Source organism: Leifsonia sp. CL147, assembly GCF_900114565.1.
Classification (GTDB): domain Bacteria; phylum Actinomycetota; class Actinomycetes; order Actinomycetales; family Microbacteriaceae; genus Leifsonia.
This window is the reverse complement of sequence record NZ_FOTM01000023.1, coordinates 13,742-33,046: the sequence shown is the minus strand read 5'-3', so window position 1 is coordinate 33,046 and position 19,305 is coordinate 13,742. Positions and strand designations below refer to the sequence as shown.

Annotated in this window: 14 protein-coding genes; all 14 read right to left on the bottom strand. The window is 65.4% G+C overall.

The genetic code is table 11. The annotated features are described in order from the left end of the window. Positions 1-57 precede the first annotated feature (57 nt). Positions 58-1,299, bottom strand: coding sequence for an MFS transporter (locus BM287_RS16030; protein ID WP_090041478.1), 1,242 nt, complete (start codon positions 1,297-1,299; stop codon positions 58-60). A 96-nt stretch (positions 1,300-1,395) separates the two neighbouring features. Continuing rightward, entirely contained in the window at positions 1,396-2,661 is a 1,266-nt protein-coding gene (locus BM287_RS16025; RefSeq protein WP_090041476.1) for an MFS transporter, read from the bottom strand. Beyond that, positions 2,645-3,469 carry a metalloregulator ArsR/SmtB family transcription factor gene (locus BM287_RS16020; RefSeq protein WP_090041473.1) on the bottom strand — a complete coding sequence of 275 codons (825 nt, stop codon included), beginning with the start codon at positions 3,467-3,469 and terminating at the stop codon, positions 2,645-2,647. The genes BM287_RS16025 and BM287_RS16020 overlap by 17 nt, the downstream gene beginning before the upstream one ends. 110 nt (positions 3,470-3,579) lie before the next feature. Next, a complete protein-coding gene (locus tag BM287_RS16015) occupies positions 3,580-4,524 on the bottom strand; it encodes a hypothetical protein (protein ID WP_090107352.1) in 945 nt (314 codons plus the stop codon). Beyond that, positions 4,485-5,534: a helix-turn-helix transcriptional regulator gene (locus BM287_RS16010; RefSeq protein ID WP_170857591.1), complete on the bottom strand. Its 1,050-nt coding sequence runs from the start codon at positions 5,532-5,534 to the stop codon at positions 4,485-4,487. Before BM287_RS16010 ends, BM287_RS16015 begins: the two co-directional genes overlap by 40 nt. 105 nt (positions 5,535-5,639) lie before the next feature. After that, positions 5,640-6,800, bottom strand: a complete 1,161-nt coding sequence (locus tag BM287_RS16005) for a fatty acid desaturase family protein (RefSeq protein WP_090041467.1) — start codon at positions 6,798-6,800, stop codon at positions 5,640-5,642. Between the two features lie 77 nt (positions 6,801-6,877). Next, on the bottom strand, positions 6,878-8,014 hold the full coding sequence (locus BM287_RS16000) for an N-acetyltransferase DgcN family protein (RefSeq protein WP_090041465.1): 1,137 nt from the start codon (positions 8,012-8,014) through the stop codon (positions 6,878-6,880). Positions 8,015-9,041: 1,027 nt separating this feature from the next. Beyond that, entirely contained in the window at positions 9,042-9,857 is an 816-nt protein-coding gene (locus BM287_RS15995; RefSeq protein WP_090041463.1) for an ATP-binding cassette domain-containing protein, read from the bottom strand. A gap of 32 nt (positions 9,858-9,889) precedes the next feature. Continuing rightward, a complete protein-coding gene (locus tag BM287_RS15990; protein WP_090041460.1) occupies positions 9,890-11,668 on the bottom strand; it encodes a dipeptide/oligopeptide/nickel ABC transporter permease/ATP-binding protein in 1,779 nt (592 codons plus the stop codon). Continuing rightward, on the bottom strand, positions 11,665-12,606 hold the full coding sequence (locus BM287_RS15985; RefSeq protein WP_090041458.1) for an ABC transporter permease: 942 nt from the start codon (positions 12,604-12,606) through the stop codon (positions 11,665-11,667). The genes BM287_RS15990 and BM287_RS15985 overlap by 4 nt, the downstream gene beginning before the upstream one ends. Before the next feature lie 63 nt (positions 12,607-12,669). Then, positions 12,670-14,148 carry an ABC transporter substrate-binding protein gene (locus tag BM287_RS15980; protein WP_170857590.1) on the bottom strand — a complete coding sequence of 493 codons (1,479 nt, stop codon included), beginning with the start codon at positions 14,146-14,148 and terminating at the stop codon, positions 12,670-12,672. Positions 14,149-14,393: 245 nt separating this feature from the next. After that, positions 14,394-15,053 carry a TetR/AcrR family transcriptional regulator gene (locus tag BM287_RS15975; RefSeq protein WP_090041453.1) on the bottom strand — a complete coding sequence of 220 codons (660 nt, stop codon included), beginning with the start codon at positions 15,051-15,053 and terminating at the stop codon, positions 14,394-14,396. Between the two features lie 70 nt (positions 15,054-15,123). Then, complete coding sequence (locus tag BM287_RS15970; protein WP_211772996.1) at positions 15,124-17,589, bottom strand: beta-glucosidase; 2,466 nt, start codon at positions 17,587-17,589, stop codon at positions 15,124-15,126. A gap of 127 nt (positions 17,590-17,716) precedes the next feature. Beyond that, positions 17,717-19,198, bottom strand: a complete 1,482-nt coding sequence (locus tag BM287_RS15965) for a carboxylesterase/lipase family protein (RefSeq protein ID WP_090041451.1) — start codon at positions 19,196-19,198, stop codon at positions 17,717-17,719. Between the last annotated feature and the right edge of the window lie 107 nt (positions 19,199-19,305).

Sequence of the window (19,305 nt, the reverse complement as noted above, 5' to 3'; positions counted from 1 at the left end):
CAGTGGAAAGCCCCCGGGATCGTCGAGTCTCCGGGGGGTGCCGATCGGCGGGCTGTCCTACGGACCCGGACGGGGATGCGTTTCATACATCCGGGTCATGACGACTCCCGCGGACAGGAGCGAGAGTACGGCGGCCGCCCACACTGCGGCGGTGAGGCCGAATGCGTCGGCGATGAGACCGCCGACGAGCGCTCCGAACGCGTACCCGAGGTCGCGCCACAACCGATAGACCCCGAGGGCGCGGGCACGCCAGGTTGGATGGGCGACGTCGCCGACGACTGCGAGCAGTACCGGGTAGACCATCGCGGTGCCGAGTCCCAGCACGATCGCGCCGCATGCCCAGCCGGCGAACCCGGGGGATGCCGCGATGGCGGCAAGAGCGGCGGCCTGGAGGATCATGCCGAGAGCGACGAAGGGTTTTCGGCCCCATCGGTCGGAGAGCCACCCGGTGGCGAGCTGGCCGAGACCCCAGACGGCGGGATAGAGCGCGACGAGGAGGGCGATCTGGGCGACGTTCAATCCTGCGCCGGCGAAGAGGAGAGGGAAGACGCCCCAGGAGAGCCCGAAGTTGAGATTGTTCACCAGTCCTGCCTGGCTGGCGGCGGAAAGGGCGGGTTGTCGCCAGGTCGTGTCGGCGAAGATGCGGGCGTTCGTCAGACCCGGCTCTGCCGGCTGCATCGTCGAGGATTCGAGTGCGACGTGGTCGCGGGTTTCCCGGATGAACACGGTCGAGAGGATCAGCGCGAGGACCGCGTAGCTGAGTCCGAGCAGGAACGGCGCGGGGCGCAGTCCGTACTGTTCGGCGAGCATCCCGGCCAGGAGCGAGGTGACCGCGACTGCTCCGTAGCCTGCGGCCTCGTTCAGTCCCATGGCCAGTCCGCGTTGACGGGGGCCGACCAGGTCGATCTTCATCATCACTGTGGTCGACCAGGACAGGCCCTGGTTGACGCCGAGCAGAATGTTGGCGAAGACGACCCAGCCCCAGGACGGTGCCCAGATGATCAGCAGCGGCACGGGGAGGGCGAACAGCCATCCGGTGACGAGGACGGGTTTGCGGCCGAACCGATCGGCGAGAGTGCCGGCGAGGTAGTTGGTTGCCGCCTTGGTGACGCCGAACGCTGCGACGTACGCGAAGATGAACGCGTACCCGGTCAAGTGAAAGGTGCGTTCGGCCAGCAGGGGCAGGATCGTCTGCTGCTGGCCCACCATCCCGCCGACCAGCGCGTTCACGGCTACGAGCAGGATGAACTGCGCCGCGTTCTCGCGCAGCCCCAGACGGATCGGGCGCGATGCAGTCATTCCTCGCTCACGCTCGGGATCGTCAGCCTGTGGCCGGTCGCGATGACCACAGAGCCGAACCGGTCCCCGATGAGTCCGATCCCGCGGATGCATACGTCACAACGCCTCCCTGGCGCGGCGTGCCCACAGCAGGACCGGGATGAGCAGCAGCGCAAGGATCCCGCCGGCGAGTGAGAGGGTGCTGAAGTCGGTCGCGGCCATGACCATGCCGGAGGCTGCACCTCCACCCGCGCCCGCGAGAGCGACCAGCACGTCGATGGTCCCTTGGGTTCGTGCCCGATTCACGGGTTCCGTCGCGTCGACCACAAGGGCGGTGCCGGCGATCAGGCCGAAGTTCCAGCCGAGGCCGAGCAGGATCAGGGCGAGGATCAGCAGACCCAGGGAATCGCCCGGGGCGAGCGCAGCGACGATACCTGCCAGCAGCAGTGTGACGCCGGAGGCGATCGCCATCGGCGTGCGCCCGACCTTGTCGACCAGGAAACCCGTCACCAGGGACGGCAGATACATGGCGCCGATGTGGATGCCGATCACCAGCCCGACCGCACCCATCCCGAAGTCGTGAGCGCGCATGTGCACGGGCGTCATCGTCATGATCGCCACCATCGCCACCTGCGTGAGCACCATCACGGTCGCCCCGACGAACACACCCGCGCGGGCACGCGGGAGGGGATCGGACTCGTGGGCCTGGGCCGGCGCGTCGAACTGCCGTGCGACCAAGAGGGGATCGGGGCGCAGCAGGGACAGCAGTACGATCCCCGCGGCGAGGTAGGCGACCGCGGCGAGCAAGAAGGGGCCGGCGAGGGCCGGGATGCTCAGTGACTGTGCCAATCCGCCGAGCGGGTCGACGAGGTTCGGCCCTGCGACCGCGCCCACGGTCGTGGACACCATCGCCACGCTGACGGCGGTGCCGCGCTGGGCGGGCAGGGCGAGATCGGTGCCGGCGTAGCGCGCCTGCAGGTTGGTCGCGGTGCCGGCGCCGTAGATGAACAGGGCGATGAACAACAGCGGGACACTACCGGTCACGGCCGCGACGACGACGCCGATCGCGCCGACACCCCCGGCAGCGAACCCGAGCCCCAACCCGATCCGACGCCCCCAACGTTGACTGAAGCGGCCGACCAGGAATGCCGCCAGCGCCGAACCGAGAGTGAACAGCGCAGTCGGCAGACCGGCCAGGCTGTCACTGCCGAGCATCTGCTGGGCCAGCAGCGCACCGACGGTGACACCGGCGGCCAGCCCGGCGCCGCCGAGGATCTGGCTGACGACCACGACCGTGAGCGTGCGCCGCTGGACAGCGCGCCGCGCATCGTCATCCGTCGCGATCGAGCGGGCGAGCGCGGAGGCGTCAGGCGATGGCGTCAAGGTCGTACTCCCCCGCTGCCCGCCACTCGATCACGCCCTCCTCCATCGCCGCCGCATCCACGCCCCGCTCGCGCAGGAACACCGCCGCTTCCCGGGCCATCCGACAGAACTCGCCACGGCAATAGACGACCACTCCGGTCCGCGGAACCTCCGAATGCCGAACGCGGAGCTCGTGCAACGGGATCGACACCGCCCCAGGGAAATGACCCGCCTCGTACTCCTGCCGCGGTCGCACGTCGATCACCGTCATCTCCCCCGTCACCGACGCAGGATCGATCAGCGGCACCCCGGCACCGGCCGGCGCCGCCTCCATATAGTCGGTCAACGACTCCCGCAGCTGCGGATACCGCATCAACCCGACCCGCTTGGACACCAGATACAACTCCGCCACATCCGAACCGGCCAGCCGATAGAAGATCGTCGTCCGCTCCCGCCGCGTCTTCACCAACCCGGCCTGTTTCAGCGTCTGCAGGGCAGCGGACACCGTCGTCACACCCATCCCCGACATCCGAGCCAGCGCATCCACCGAATGCTCACCCTGCGCGAGCAGCTCCACCAGCTCGAGACGCCGCGCGTTCCCCAGCGCCCGGATGACATCAGCCAGCGAATCGTAGACCGAAAGCTTGTCCAGTTCGCGGCTATTCCATTGCTTCATGGAACAACACGATAAGGCCTGCACCCGCTCGTCGGCAACGACCAGGCGGTCAAGGAGTTGCCCGTAACCAACAGCCCCATTGCGGTCGACCCGTTCAGCAGAGGCGGCGTCGAGGCAGGTGAGGGCGGCGAGGGTGATCGCTCGCGCACGCAAGCTGCGGTCATTCCGCTCCGCCGAGCGTAAGGGCAATCTGCAGATGCATTGGGCGAAGGCCCTACATGGTGTCCCGCCGGGCCGAGCCCGCGACCCTTCACGGGAGGTGACTACTGCTGGCCGGCCTCGGCACGGAACCGCTCTCGCCAGTTGGCGATGTGCTCGCGGAACGCGCTCTCCTGCGAGATGTCCCCCCACGCATCGGCGACGCGGACGGCAACGTCTTCGTCGTCGTCCAGGATCTCGAGCAGGTACTCTCGGCCCAGCCTGACGGCGTCACCGATCCGCGCAGCGTTCTCGCCCTCATTGAAGACGGTCCGTGCATCCTCCGGCGAGATGGCGAGCGTCAGCCGGTACAGGTCGGCGAAGTCCTTAGAGCGCAGTCGCTCTCCGTTGCGGCGCAACTCCCGCGGATCCATCCGGTCGTGCAGCTTGTATGCCTTGGCGCACAGGAGCGCAGCGGGTCCAGCGACGTTGACCTCAACGCCGGGCCCACCATCGAAGGACCGCAGCATCATCCGGCGCCGGTCGACGATGCTCAGCTCCGTGCCGCGCGTCGCCGACACCGCGTGGGAACCGTGTGCGCCCACCCGCGCTCTGCGCGTGGGCCTGCGCGTGCCCTCCGGATAGGCGACCTCGAATGGCGCGATCAGGTCGACGCTGTCCCGCTGGTGGATGTCGCGATCCCGTTGGCTGATCGGGGACCATATGCCGGGTCGCTCAGGCCTCGCGGCCTCGTAGCCGAGTTCCGCCATGCGTTCGCTGATCTTCGGGTCATCGCCCAGCAACTCCGGCGTGACGCCGAGGTCGCCGTCGCTGGTAGTGTCGTCCGGCGGAAGATTCGGAATGTCCTGCGTCACCTCTATCACGGCGTGGCCGCCGAGAACCGTGAGGGCGTCGTTGTGCGCGGCCAGGCCGACGATGACGTCGATCAATGCTCGTCGGGAGGAGCTGACTTCCGGGTCGCGTGCCGGCTCCAGTGGCTCGGCCCCGGGCCTCTTGAACGGAACCTCGTTCACAGCGTCATCGACTCCGGGGTCCGGTTCGTTCGCCACGATCTTGCGATCGCCTCCGCCTTCTCGGGCTGTCGCCCACCAGAGGCGAACGCGTCCAGCAGCGCCTGCGCCTGGGAGACGAAACGGATGCCGTCTTCCTCCTCTGCCCCCGCGAGTTCGTCGAGTGATGGGGCGATGAGCAGCACGCCGTCGATCGGCGACGATTCCGCCAGGTTGAGTTCTCGGATCACCGCGTCTGGGTCATCCACGTAGATGATCGGCGCCGTCGCGCCGGTGCCAGCCCGCTTGTCACGCACGGCGACGAGCCCGGACACGGCGTACTCGAATCCGGCGTCTCCGATCTGTCGGGCGAGGATCTCCCATGCCGCTGCACGGTCGACGTAGCGCCTCGAACTCGATCGCCTGGCAAACTTCGCAGCGTTTCCGGCGGCCACCCCGATCGCCGTGACGTTGTCGTCCTCGGGGTCCTCGGCTACCCAGCCGGCCCTCCTCCACCGATCGATCCAGCGCGCCATCGCGGTCGCAACACCGGTAACACCTTCGGCCACGGGCTGCGTCGCTGCCACTACTCCGGAGGCGATCGGCTGGAGTACCGACGTCGTGGTTGCGGTGACCGCTGGAGCAATCGCGGCGCTCACAGACGCAGCTGGGGCTGCAGCCGCGGTGGCACTCGAGGAGGCAGTAGCGAGCACACCGGACATCGCAGCGTTCACCGCTCGGAACAGGGCGCTCTGAGGAACGCCACGTCGTTCGAGTACTACCCGCGCCGCGGCGACCGCTGCGGGGTCCCCTGCCGAGACGATGGTGTCTCCGTACGGCTTGAAACCGGTCGATTCCAGGATGCTCGCGAGAGTCTTCACCGTGGGGTCGAGCTTTCCGTCCTCGATGCGCCCCACTGTGGATGGCGCGAGCCCGGAAAGGCGCGCAAGCTCGCTACGGGTCAGCCCGTCCAGCGCGCGCACTCGTTTCGTGATCTTGGCGGCGTCCAACGTTCCCTCCTCGCCAAACCAGTTTTGCGTATCCGCAAATCGTACGGCGCAAAGTATCACGTGTCGACGGTTGCGCGCACCTTGCCTTGGGCGGTCTGCGGCCGTAATGGGAGCGCGAGACCGGGTCTCGCAGGGCGGCGAACTCGGAGAGGAACAGTGCCCGTTTCAGATCCCGGTTGCCGCGGTGCGAGGGTCGCTCGCCGGATCGCCGTTGGACCGGTTCGGTTTGGCGCCCGAGAGTCGAGCCGGAATATCCGATGTTTGACGCAATTCCAGGAGAGGGCAGCTGAACGGGTCCTTGTCCCCCAAACCCGCCCGATTGATGTGCTCAGTGACGATGGCGTACGAGTGCAGCAACCCGGTTTCGGTGTACCGCACGCCGTGATCTTCGCAGTACGCGCGGATGGTCGGCGCGGCACGCCGAAGGTGCGGCCGGGGCATCGACGGGAACAGATGATGTTCGATCTGGTAATTCAGGCCGCCCATCATGAAGTCCAAGACTCGGTTGCCGCGGATGTTCCGGCTCATCAGCACCTGTCGGCGTAAGAAGTCGAGCTTGATCCCATGCGGCACGAGCGGCATCCCTTTATGGTTCGGTGCGAAGGACATCCCCATGTAGAAGCCGAAGAGGCCCAGTTGCACAGCCAGGAACACCGCCGCCTTGTCCGGGGTCAGCACCAGCAACACCAAGGTGAGGTAGCCGACGATGCGGACCGCCAAGAAGGCGATCTCCACCGGTCGGCGCTTGACCGGATCGCGTGCGAGGACCCGGCGCACACTCGAGGCGTGCAACGACACCCCTTCCAGCAACAGGATCGGGAAGAAGAACCAACCCTGATGACCGATGAGCCAGCGCAACGCGACAGAACGATCGGCCGCTTGCTGGGGCGTAATCGCGATCACAGGCAGGTCGATGTCCGGATCGGCGCCTTCCTGGTTCGGGTTGGCATGATGCCGGGTGTGCTTGTGCTGCCACCAGCCGTAGCTCATCCCGACGAACAGGTCGCCCACGATCAGGCTGACCCAGTCGTTCCACCGGCCGGAGCGGAAGATCTGGCGGTGCGCGGCATCATGGCCCAAAAAGGCGATCTGGGTGAAAAGGAAGGCGAAGAGGGCGGCAGTGAACATCTGCCACCAGCTGTCGCCGATCACCACGAACGCGAACCCCAGTGCAACGGTGAGCAGCGGTACCAGGATCAGTTTGGTCCAGTAGTACCCGTAGCGGCGACGGAGCAGGCCGGCATCCCGGATGATGACGGCGAGGGCCGTGTACTCATTGCGCGAAGGCAGTGGCGATGTCGACCGGCTCGCAGAGACGTCGGACATGGCAGCCCCGATCAATCCTCGTGGCGTCGGGGTCCGGGCCGCCGTTTCTCCTTAGGATACGCGCGTACGGCAGGGCATCAAAGCCGGGCCCCCGGGTATCCAGAGCCAGACTCTGCACCAACGGCGGCCACAGCTGCCCTCCCCCTGAGCACCAGCCCAGGGAATGCGAGCAGGACCATGTCCACCAGCTCATCCAATGGGTGTGTCAGCGGATCGGTTGCTGGTAGCCCCAACTCGGACGCGTACTCATCGATGGCGTCGCCCACCTCGGCGTCCGTCATGTTTTCGTGATTGATCGTTACGCCGATCACCCTGGTGTCGCTGAACGCCTCGATCAAAGCAATCTCGCTGGCGGCGGTGGGCATGGGCATCATCGGAAAGTCGCCCAGCATCGTGCGCCCCGGAGCGTGCTGCAGCACCACGCCCTCCGGCCGGCTCCCGCGCAGGATCGCTCCGGAGCTGAGGTATGCCGGATGGCTCAGAGCCCCCTGACCCTCAACGATGATCACATCGGGGTCCTCTATCTCGAACGCCGCAACGACCTGCGCCTCGACCTCACCCGAGCAGAACTGGGGAATGGTGGCGTCCAACGCGACCGCATACTGGGCACCCTGAATCAGAGCCGTCTGCCCGGTGCCGACCATGACAGCGCGGATTCCACGCTCGTTCAGCGCCTGGGTGAGCAGTGTGGCCGTGGTGCGCTTGCCCACAGACCCATCCGTTCCCAGCACGGCGATACGCGGGCACGTGACATCGAAGACACGGCCGCTGAAGAGTCGAAGTTGGTTGATCTCTTTCGGCCGGCGCACATCCGTTATGGTTGCACCGGATACCAGGGCGGCCGCGACGAACTCCGCGTCGTCATTGAGAAACTCGTGCAATCCGCTGACAAGATTCATGCCCCGGTCGACACCATTGAGCAGTGCTCCACGGTGGCCATCGGTGAGCAGGCCGTCGGTTGGCGCCATCCCGAGAATCAGCGTATCGGGCACGAAGCCGGCTTGTCGGATCGACTCATCGAGGCTCGCCAGAACCGGGATGCCATTGGCCACACCGTCCAAAACGATGCCGGCGTCTGCACCGGCGTTGGTGCTGTCGATGATGCTGAGGATGTCGTATTTCTCGGAATGACGGACAAGCCCATTAGCTGTTTTGCCGTCGAGTTGCCCAAACACGCCCTCGCAGTAGACGACGGCTTTCACGGACGAAGACATGGCGCTCCTCTGATTGACGCAGAGGAGGCGACGGGATCGTGGCCGGATCTCTCAGATCCATTCGGTCAACGAGGCGTCTTCCCTGAACACGGCGCAGTGCCGATTGCTGAGAGAGTAGCAGAGCAGAATGTCCGAACCCTCGGTGCGCCCGCTCGCTCATCCAGGACCGGCACGGAGGGTGGTTCCTCCCGCAGCAGCGGGTCGCGTGCCGACCGCCTCCACGGCAGACTGCGCACCCCTGACAGCGGATCCAACGCACAACTTCTGCCGCCTGAGCCTGCACACATGTGAGCGGCGTATCGTCCGAAGATGATGCCAAGCGGGAAGCCCGCGATACGAATAGTCGGTCCAACAATGACAGTCGCCGCCGATGTGCGATCAGGGCGGCTCCGGCCTCCTGCTACGGCGGGAACACCCGAAATTCTCCACCGGTTTGCCCCGGCCGCTTCGAGCTCGATCACTGCGCGCGACATCGGCCGGCAGCCCGCGCTACGGGCGTTGACGAGAAGACCAGCCAGTGCCGCATCGGACCTCGCGGGGCCCGATGAACGTGTTGTCGTCTTGCATCACAACGGCAACACATTCTCGGTGACGGCCAGCATGGCTCTCATCTTTCAAAAGAATGTCGCTCGTGTCCTAGCCGCCGGAGAATCCGAACTCGTTGTGCTCGCACACCTAGCCGGCGTCGAGCTGCTCCTGATCACACCGATAACCCCGTTTCATTTTGATGTCTTCCCTCCGTTGCTCGCGGGCACAAAGCTTCCAGACCTCTCTTCGGGTCATACAAGCGCACGCGCTGCGAACCTCATCGCGGAGGCCCGGCTCACTCGCACACATCTCAGCCGACCTCTCTCCCCCGGTCGTTCGCCCTCGCGGCCGCGGTATCGGGCTACGCCTCCACGCACGCCACTGCTCTCCGACTCGGCTCGCTGAACTTCGTCCGCGACCGCGGGACATTCAGAGGACGACGCCGCGCCTCCACTCCGCCGTCAGGGAGCAGAACTGTGTTCCGTCGACGCATCTCCTCTCAAACGTATGAGAGTCGCTGGCGCTCCTCTCGCCGCGCCGCCTGCTTGTCCGGATCCAGAACCGGTGAGGAGGCGAGGAGCCGCTTGGTATACGGGTGTCGAGGCATGTCCGTCAGCTCGATCGCGTCGCCCATCTCCACGAGTCGGCTGCGATACAGGACGGCGATCCGGTGGCTGATGTGACGCACGACGTCGAGATCGTGGGAGATGAAGAGGTAAGCGACACCGGTCTGCTCCTGAATGTCCAGGAACAGGTCGAGCACACGTGCCTGAGTCGTGAGATCGAGCGCGCTCACCGGCTCGTCGCACACGATGAGTCGTGGCGAGAGGGCCAACGCCCGGGCGATCCCGACGCGCTGCCGCTGCCCGCCGCTGAACTCTCTCGGGAGGCGTCGAACGGCGTCCTGCGGAAGGCCTACTTGGTCGAGCAGCGATGCGATCCGAGCCTGCGCCTCCCGCCCGCCGACGCCTTGCACGCGCAACGGTTCGCTGAGGATGTCTCCGACGGTCATCGAGGGATTGAGAGACGAGTACGGGTCCTGAAAGACGACCTGGATGTCCCGGCTGATGACTCGTCGCTCGCGACGATTCAGATGGGAGATGTCCGTGTCCTCGAACGTGATCCGGCCACCTGACACTGGCGCAAGTCCCAGCAGCGCACGGCCGATCGTGGTCTTCCCGGATCCCGATTCGCCCACCAGGCCGAGCGTCTCCCCCTCGGCGATCGCCAGCGAGACATCATCGACGGCGACGAAGGGCGGCCGGCGAAATCCCTTCGGACGATATTCCACGCGGAGGTTTTCGATGTCGAGCATGGAGCCCTTCCTCAGTTCTTGGGTCGGCCCGGTCACGGCGAGGCCTCGAGCAGTTTCGTGCGCGGTGTCTTGCCTTCGAGGCTGGAGGCGATGAGTGCCTTCGTGTAGGCGTGCTGCGGGTTGCGAAGGATACCGCGGGCGGTGCCGGTCTCGACGATCTCCGCCTTTCGCATGACCACGACGCGATCACAGAGGTCAGCGACCACCCCGAAGTTGTGGGTGACGATCACGACGGACATCCCCGTGTTCTGCTGCAGGTTCCGGAGCAGATCCAGTACTTCGGCCTGCACCGTGACGTCGAGCGCAGTGGTCGGCTCGTCCGCGATCAGGAGATCCGGGTTGCAACTCACCGCTCCCGCGATGAGCACCCGCTGAGCCATTCCGCCGGAGATCTCGTGCGGGTACGCGCCGAACGTCCGCTCCGGCGACGGGATGCCGACGAGGGCGAGCAGCTCGAGCGCTCGCTCCTTCGCAGCCTTCTTGTCGATGCCGAGCACCTTCACCATGGGCCGGACGAGCTGATACCCAACGGTGTACGCGGGGTCCAGGTTGGACAGCGGCTCCTGCGGAACATATCCGATCCGCTTCCCACGGAAATCAGCGATCATTCGCGATGACCGCGAATCCCCCAGCAGCTCCGTTCCATCGAACTCGATCGATCCGCCCGATATGACGGCCGAGCTGGAGAGCAGGCCGAGGATCGAGAAGGCGGTTTGGGTCTTGCCGGATCCCGACTCGCCGACGATCCCCAGGATCTCACCGGCTGCGACGTGGAAGCTGACGCCGTTGACAACCGTCGAGGCCGACCCGTCCGGCTGGGGGTACTCGACGGTCAATCCCGACACTTTCAGCAGCGCGTCGGCTGGAGCATCGGGCACCGCGGTCGCGGTGGCGGCACGGTCCGGAACAGGCTTTTCGGCTCTGCTCGCGCGCTTCGGCGTCGTCGGAGCGTCGTCTTCCAGGGCATCGCGGAATGCGCCGCCCAACAGGGCCAACGCTCCGGAGACGAGCGAGATCACAACCGCGGGCCAGACCACGAGAAGGGGTGCGAGGTAGATGTTGCGGAATCCCTCGCTCAACATCGCGCCCCACGACACGAAGCTTGCGTCGCCGATACCGAGAAACGAGAGCCCGGCCTGGACACCGACGGTGATGGCAGCGATGAGGGACGCCATGATGATGAGCGGCGCCCGGACGACGTACAACACGTGGCGCCCGATGATTCGGCCATCGGACAGACCGGACACCCTGGCTGCGTCGACGTAGAGTTCACTCCGCACAGCGATCACCGAGGTCCGGACGATTCTGAACAGCGACGGGAACAGCAACAGTCCGAGAATCGTCATCGAGATCCAGAGATTGGGGCCGAAAGCCGCTGCCGCCGCCAGAAGGATGATGATTCCGGGGAGCGAGAGCAACATGTTCGCGACCCAGGTCGCGATGGCGTCGAACGGACCCGTGTAGTAGCCGGCGACCAGCCCCGCTGGCACTCCGATGATGACGGCCACGGCCGTCGCGAGGGCAGCGGCCACAAATGTCGCCTGGCCCCCGTACAGAAGACGGGACAGGACATCCCGTCCGGCACTGTCGGTTCCGAGCCAGTGCGCTGGGCTTGGGGGTGCCAGGACCTGGTCGATGTCGATCTTGTCGGGAGGGTACGGAGCAATCCACGGCGCCAGGACGGCTGCCAGGAGCAGGAGGATCAAGATCACCACTGACGCGACACCGAGCGGATTGCGGAGGACACGGCGCAGGGAACCCCCTCGCCGCACGGACACGACGCTGATCGGGTCGATGGTCGGCTCTGTCATGAAACTCGCGCTTTCGGATTCAGCCAGCCGACCGCGAGGTCGATCAGCAGATTGATCAGGATGACAATGAAGACCGTGATGAAGACGATTCCCATCACAACCGGGAGGTCTCCGCCCGCGGTAGCGGTTACAGTGAGCGAACCGATGCCCGGCAGCGCGAAGATCTGCTCGACGAGCACCGTGCCGCCGAGCAATGCCACCAGTTGCAAGCCCAGATTGGTGAGACCGGCCGGGGCTGCGGATCTCAGGACGTGCTTGTAGAGGATTTCGTTGAATCCCAGTCCCCTGCTGGTGAGGGTCCGAACGTAGTCGCGACGGAGGACCTCGATCGTCGAACTGCGAACCTGCTGTGCCGTCGACGCCACCGCTCCCAGCACAAGGGCCGCGACCGGAAGGACAAGCGAAAGCGCCCATCCAGCGGGGTCGTCGGCGAGAGGAACATAGCCGGTCGCCGGCAGGATCCCGAGACCAACGGCGAAGACGCCTACCAGGATGATCGCCACGATGAATTGCGGGATGACGTGCCCGATGACCGCAGTCACCTGGACGACACGATCGAGCCATCCTCGCTTGACGGCGGCACCGGTTCCGAGCAGCACGGAGAGGGCGGCGGAGATGAGCATCGTCAGAAGCACGAGTGAGAGGGTGACGGGGAGTGCGCCCAGCACGTTCTCCGTGACAGACGCCCCGTTGAGCCAAGACGTGCCGAAGTCCCCTCGGAGGGCGGAGCCGAGCCAGTCGAGATATCGCGTGAGAACGGGCTGATCAAGTCCGAGTTCGTGCGTCTTCTGTACGACCTGCGCCTGGGTGGCCGTCTTCCCGAGAATGTTGCGAGCGATATTCGCGCCTCCGGAGAAGATCAGGACGAAGGTCAAGGTCGTGATGGCGAAAAGCAGCACAAGGCCTGAAACGAGGCGTCGCACCAAGAAGGAGATCATGCGTGGTTCCTCAGAACGATGCAGAGTCTTGGGCGGGAAGTGAGATCCCGCCCAAGACTTTGGCTACTTTGCGGGCGAATAGTTGTAGATCGAGGGGATGCTCTGCTGAACCTGCAGTTGAACATCGACCTTCTTGTTGCTGAAGTAGGACTGATCTGCACGGAACCAGGGGTCGAACCAGGCCTGCTTGACGAGGAACTCGTTGAGAGTCTTGGCAGCCTGGGCGGCTTCCTCGCTGTCGCCTCCGGTCCGCATGGTTTCGATGGCCTTGGCGATGACCGGGTCCGTCGAGTGTTGCGGGTTGTAGAGCGCATCCGGGGCGACCGCCTGCTGGACCGTCGCCCACGCGCTGGGTTGGAACAGCTGGAACCAGGTCAGCGCGTACTTCCCGCTCGTGATCTGAGCGATGAAGTCGGCTGCGGGAATCTGTACGACGTTGACGGTGATCCCCACGGCCTTCAGTTCGTCGGTCAGGATCGCCAGCAGGGCAGGGTCGACCACGGCGGCGGGAACCGGCAAGTTGACGGTGAAGCTCGTGAGTCCGGCTTCCGACAGCAGCTGTTTGGCTTTGGCCGGGTCGTAGTCGTAGCTGCCTTCGAGACTCTTCTCGAACGCCGTACTGCTCGGAGAGAAGATCTGCGAGGTGGGTTCTCCCGTGCCGTCATACACCTTGGCGAGGATCTTCTTGGCATCGATCGCATGACTGATCGCCTGTCGCACTCGAACGTCCCCGATCGCGGGCGTCGTCTTTCCCGCTCGGTCGAAGAAGATCAGACCCTGCCAGTCGGGGGCCTGAACATGAGGCACGAGGCCGGCTGCTTTGGCTTGCGCGACATTCTTCGCGTTGATCGTGGCGACATCGACTTGGCCGCTTCGCAGGGCGTTGAAGGTCGCGGTCGGGTCCGTGATGACCTTGATCACGATCGTGCCGTACTTCTGCAGGCTAGGGTTCCAGTACTTCGGGTTCTTCTTGAATGTGTACCGGCTTCCGGTCTGAGTCGCCGACGGGTCGAGCGTGTAGGGCCCTGAACCGTCTGGGGTGGTCTTCATCGCCGGGGTGCCGAGCTCTTTCGGATTCCCGATGAGGCCCGCGGCGTTGCTCAGCGAGATCAAGAGCTGCGGGTCAGGGGACGAGAGGTTGAGCGTCACCGTGTCGGTACCCGTGTCGACCGTTTTGAGAGCGGCGAGCGTCGCGGCTTGAGGACCGCCGCCCTTCTGGAAGTTCTCGAGGTTGGCCTTCACCGCCGCGGGGTTCACCGGCGTGCCGTCGGCGAATTTCACATCCGAGCGAAGGGTGAGCGTGAGCACCGTGTTGTCGCGGTTGTATGACCACTTGGTGGCGAGCATCGGCTTCAAATCACCGTTGGGCGCACGCAGGATCAAGGTGTCGTACACAGCCTGGTAGTAGGGCATGGAGAAGCCCTCCTGCGCCTGGCTCGGATCGAACGAGGTGGGTACGGCGAGTTCCGCGATGGTCAGCTGCCCTCCACTGGATGCTGCCCCTTTGCCGCCGGTGCATCCGGTGAGCGCGAGTGCGGTCACTGCGACTATTGCGACCGCGGTCGCGATTGTGCCCCTGAACTTCATTGTCATCTCCAACGCATCATCGAGTGGATTGCAGGCCTCCATACGAAAAGCTCCGTATGGAGGTTTTTGATGATAGATCAAACCGACGCGGGAAGCAATAGCCGGACGAAATCCCTCGTCGCGCGCACGTCAGAGACGCCCGGAAGCCCGCAGAGAGCGTGGGGAACAGCCGCTGTTCGAGGCCAGCCTGGGGCGCGAAGTCAGCCGGCCGGGGTGGTCTCGGCTGCCGTTTCTCCGTCGGGGCTCTCCGCGGCCATTCGCCACATCGCGGGCGCCTCACCGAGCAAGGGAGCGAACAACTCCATGTTCGCTCCCATATCCTGCGTCGGATCCAACAGCGACTGCACCTGCAAGCCATCGAATGCGCCGATGATCAAGGATGCGAGCGCATGAGCGTCCGGACCATCGGGGACAGTACCGGCCCGTCGCCCCGCCTCGATAGCCGCCGCCAACTCGTTTCGCCCCTCTGCGAAGCGGCGGGTGAAGAACTCGCGTGCCAGCTCGTTGGTCGGCTCGACAGAGGCGCCGAGCATGCTCGTATACAGAGCCATCAGGCCGGGGATGGTGACGTTGTTCTGAGCTCCCGTCACCAGCTCCTCCATCAGAGTAGGCACTTCATTTCGAGCACTCAGCGCCCGCGAATCGAGATCTCGCTGGCGGAGCACCTCGAGGAGCAGATCCTCGAGCGACGGGAAGTAGTGAAGGATCGCGGCATGCGAGACATCGATCTCCGCGGCGATCGCACGGAGAGACATCTTGGAGAATCCGCGCTCCGCGAAGACCTTCAGCGTCCGGTCCAGGATCTCCTTGCGGCGCTCTATCCCCTTGGCGTAGGGCCCACGCTTGCCTCTTTGAGCCATCCTTGAAGGATACTTCCTCGGCTTCCGCGTCACCGATGTGTCAGCCAGAAGCGTGCTATCGACCCCGGTTTCACCCGACCGCGATCGTGGATCGCGCGACTTCGTCGCTCACCGATGTTCCGATGTGGAGGGCGAACTCGCCCGGTTCCCATCGCCAGCCGCCTTCCCAGTGCGCGAAAGCACGCTCGTCGATGTCGATCGAGACGGTGGTGCTCTCACCGGCGGCGAGACGAACTGAGGCGAAGCCGACGAGCCACCTCTCTGGCCGGTCGATGGACGATTTCTTACGAGACGCGTAGACCTGCACCACATGTTTCCCCGGTCGGGTGCCGGTATTGGCCACCCTCGCGGTGACGAGAGCGCCGCGCCCACTCGGCGTCGCGGCTGCTGCGACCTCGTCGATTCGCCAGGTGGTGTAACCCAGGCCATAGCCGAAGGGATACGCCGGGGTCCTGTCCCGCTTCAGCCAGGCGCGGTATCCGACGTGGATGCCCTCGTCGTACCGCACGACACCGTTGTGCGGCACGACATCGATCGCAGGCACGTCCGCTTCGAGGTCAGGCCAGGTCGTGGGCAGCCGGCCACCCGGCTCTGCCGTGCCCAGCAGCACATCCGCGACTGCTCGGCCGTATTCCTGACCCCCGAACCAGGTGAGGAGGACAGCCGCGACGTCCTTTCGCCAGGGCATCTCGACCGGCGCACCCGCGTTGACCACGACGATCGTGTTGGGATTCGCCGCGGCGATCGCGCTGACGAGTTCATTCTGGCGCCCCGGCAAGGCGATGTCCGCGCGGTCGATGCCCTCCGATTCGACGCGTTCGTTCGTTCCCACCACCACCACGGCCGTCGTCACGTTTCGCGCCAGCTCGACCGCCTCTGCGATGAGACGGGCGGGATCGGAGTCGTCGGGCTGGATCCCGAAAAGGTAGACGACCATGTTCGCAAGGTCGGAACCCTGCTCGATGTCGTGCTCGATCCGGATATCCACCGGGGTCCCTGCCACCGTCGCGACCGGGACCGTCCTGCTCGGCGGCGTGATGGCGGATGCTCCCAGCATGTCGCCGACAGCCTCAATATCCTCGTCGAGGACGAGACGACCATCGACCCAGAGTCGGGTGACTCCTGCAGCACCGATCCCCAACTGGACGACTCCGTCGCCGGGGGGTGTGTAGGCGGTCGTGATCTCCAAGCGATCCGCTCTCGAAATCGGGTCCTGACCGTCTCCGAACCAGGTGAGGGCGGTCGAGAAGCGGTCTTCGACGAGGACCTCGCTTCCCTGCGAAAGCAGCCTGACGTGCAATCCTGAACCCCCGGTCACCGGATTGATCAGCTGGTTCGCCGGGATCGGCGCGACACCGTTCTGCACGACAGCGCCCGTTGCGAAGACGACGCGGGTGTGCGGCAGTGCCGCACGAAGGCCGTCCAACGGGTTGATCGTGTGTTCGGGCACCACTGTCGCGCTGCCGCCGCCCTGCGTGCGTGCGTGCGCAGCGTTCTGCCCGAACACACCGATGGTCTCGCCCGGTTCGGGCGAGAGAGGCAGGATGCCGTTGTTCTCGACGAGGACCATCCCATCAACCGCCGTCTCGTGCGCGAAGGCGATCGGATCTTCCCCCGAGGGGATGACGGTCGCGCGGCCGAACGCCTCGAGCTGCCCCACCCGGGCGGCGAGGGTCAGGATGCGAGCCACCTTCCTATCGACCGCGCCCTCGGTGACGCGGCCGTCTCGGACCGCAGTCACCAGCGCGTCACCCCAGGCATCCTCGGGCCCCGGCATCGACAGGTCCTGCGAAGCGTTTGCGGAGGCGATCGAGCGCACAGCGAGCCAATCCCCCACGACCACGCCATCGAACCCCCATTCGGAGTTGAGCGGGGTCTCCAGAAGATCGTTCTCCGTCATCGTCGTGCCGTTCACACGGTTGTACGACGACATGACGGCCCAGGCTCGCCCCTCCGTCACAGCCCGCTCGAACGCGAACAGGTACAGCTCGCGCAGAGCGCGCTCGGACACGACGGTGTCTGCGGTGAAGCGATCGGTCTCGTAATCGTTTCCTACATAGTGCTTGGGCGTGGCGGCCACACCCCCGTCCTGCATGCCCTTCACGTAGGCGGCAGCCATCTCCGTGGTCAACAGCGGGTCCTCGCTGAAAGCTTCGAAGTGTCTGCCTCCGTGTGGCGAGCGATGCAGGTTGACCGTCGGACCGAGAACCACGTGCACACCTTTGCGTCGCGCCTCGTCCGCCAGAACCGCTCCGTATCGACGCGCGGCATCCCGGTCCCAGGATGCTGCCAGGGAGGTCCCACTCGGAAGCCCGAGCGAGGGATCACGTTCATCCCAGGTCGCACCTCTCACGCCGGTGGGACCGTCGGAGAGGACGAGCGGACCGAGGCCGATCTTCTCCGACGCCCGGGTGTGCCAGAAGTCGTGACCGGTGAGCAGGGCCACCTTCTCGTCCAAGGTCAGTGACGCGACGAGCGAACGGATTCGATCGCGCTCGGTGAGCAGTCGATCGATTTCAGGTGTCGTGGAGGTCACAGGGGATTCGTCCTTCGAACGTCATCGGCCTCGGCGGCGAAGACCGGGCAACCACGCCGGCCGTTTCGCTTTCATGTTCCGCGAGAGTACCATAAAAACCTCCATCTGGAGGTTTCAGCCGCTGTTGCTAGTCGACGGCCGCGACCGGGTCCCCCAGGATCGCGACGTCTGCGAAGCCATCGGCGACGTCCGTCGATGGAAGGTCGTAGACTCGCACGCTCCGGCCGGGGGCGGCATAGGGAAGCCAGCCGGGGTCTCCATCTCGAATGAACCGCACCGCAGCGCTGTGTACGTCGACGGCGAGCGCTTGAGGCGGCCGCTCCCCAGCGATGTACGAGATGCGATCCGCCGCGAGGCAATCGAAGAAGAAAGGCACGTCGAGACAGTGAACGGCACTCTGGAATGTGGGTGACGTCCAGGCGAAGCGGTAGAGCCAGGTCGGCGCTGGAGACGCGGTGCGCAGCTCGGCGATGGCACGTGCCGGGCCGCGGAACATCGTGTCGGTGATGAACTGCCCGAGAACATCCGCTGGGTCCGAGTCCGCGTGCGCGGCGACATAGTCGCCGACCACGGATGATGGCAGGCCGAGTGCAGCGAGAGCACTCCTGGGGTCGACGGATTCCAGCGCATCCCTCTGCCCGGTCAGCGCCATGTTGAACTCGTTGTCCGTCGCGCCGAGCATCAGGGGAGTGTCTGATCCGAGACCGCGTTCGACCGCCGCAAGGATCGAAGTCGGAACCAGTCGACCGTCGATCACCGGCGCCCAGGGCAACGGTCGTCCCGAGCTCATCGTCTTCAGAGTCGAGAGCGGATCCGTGGGCTCGATCGATCCGATGGCATTCTGCAATTCCAGCACCCGCTCCTGGGTGAGTTTCGCGAGCCCGGCGCGGGTGGGATCTACGCCCGCGGCGCGTGCGAGCGCCCGGCCGAGTCGCTCGGCATCTGCCAGCGCGACGTTCGCGGTCGTACCAGAGATCGAGATCGCCTGATGGAAGAGGGACGCGGCACGCGGCACGGCAAGTAATGTCAGGACGGCGCCACCGCCGGCCGACTGGCCCGCGATCGTCACATGTCCAGGGTCTCCGCCGAATTGGGCGATGTTGTCGCGTACCCATTCCAGTGCGAGAACCCAATCCAGCACACCGCGATTGAGCGGAGCATCGCGAATCCACCCGAAGCCGTCGAATCCGAGCCGGTACGAGGGGGTGACGGTCACGACGCCGTCCCGGTTGAAAGCCGCTCCGTCGTACCAGGGGCTCGCCGGGGAGCCGGCGACAAATCCGCCACCGTGGATGTACACGAGCACCGGGAGGCCGGCACGTGTATCCCCGGGCCGCGGGGTGAACACATTGAGATTGAGTGTCGCTTCGCCGGGAACCGAGGGCTCTGGAATGAGCGTGACCTCAGCCATCGCCTTCCGCTGGGGCGTCGGCCCGAACTCGGTCGCATCCCGCACGCCGTCCCAATGCCGGTGCGGAACAGGTTCCCCGAATCTCAGATCACCGACCGGCGGCTCTGCATACGGTATGCCGAGAAAGGCGGCGGATCCGTCCCGCCAGAATCCGCGAACCGTTCCCGCGCTTGTCCCGACGATGGGTTCGGTCGTCATTCTCTTCTCCTGTGGGTCGGCTGACGCAGCGTTCGCCCTCTCATTATTGGCGCGCGATCAGCGAACTCCGCGGATCGCGAAGAGACACGACGAGCCGAGGATGACGA

Bases quoted from the DNA above. Each gene is read 5' to 3' on its own strand.
- BM287_RS16030 (WP_090041478.1), bottom strand. From the start codon at position 1,299: ATGACTGCATCGCGCCCGATCCGTCTGGGGCTGCGCGAGAACGCGGCG.
- BM287_RS15965 (WP_090041451.1), bottom strand. From the start codon at position 19,198: ATGACGACCGAACCCATCGTCGGGACAAGCGCGGGAACGGTTCGCGGA.
- BM287_RS15990 (WP_090041460.1), bottom strand. From the start codon at position 11,668: ATGACAGAGCCGACCATCGACCCGATCAGCGTCGTGTCCGTGCGGCGA.
- BM287_RS16005 (WP_090041467.1), bottom strand. From the start codon at position 6,800: ATGTCCGACGTCTCTGCGAGCCGGTCGACATCGCCACTGCCTTCGCGC.
- BM287_RS16000 (WP_090041465.1), bottom strand. From the start codon at position 8,014: ATGTCTTCGTCCGTGAAAGCCGTCGTCTACTGCGAGGGCGTGTTTGGG.
- BM287_RS15995 (WP_090041463.1), bottom strand. From the start codon at position 9,857: ATGCTCGACATCGAAAACCTCCGCGTGGAATATCGTCCGAAGGGATTT.
- BM287_RS15975 (WP_090041453.1), bottom strand. From the start codon at position 15,053: ATGGCTCAAAGAGGCAAGCGTGGGCCCTACGCCAAGGGGATAGAGCGC.
- BM287_RS15985 (WP_090041458.1), bottom strand. From the start codon at position 12,606: ATGATCTCCTTCTTGGTGCGACGCCTCGTTTCAGGCCTTGTGCTGCTT.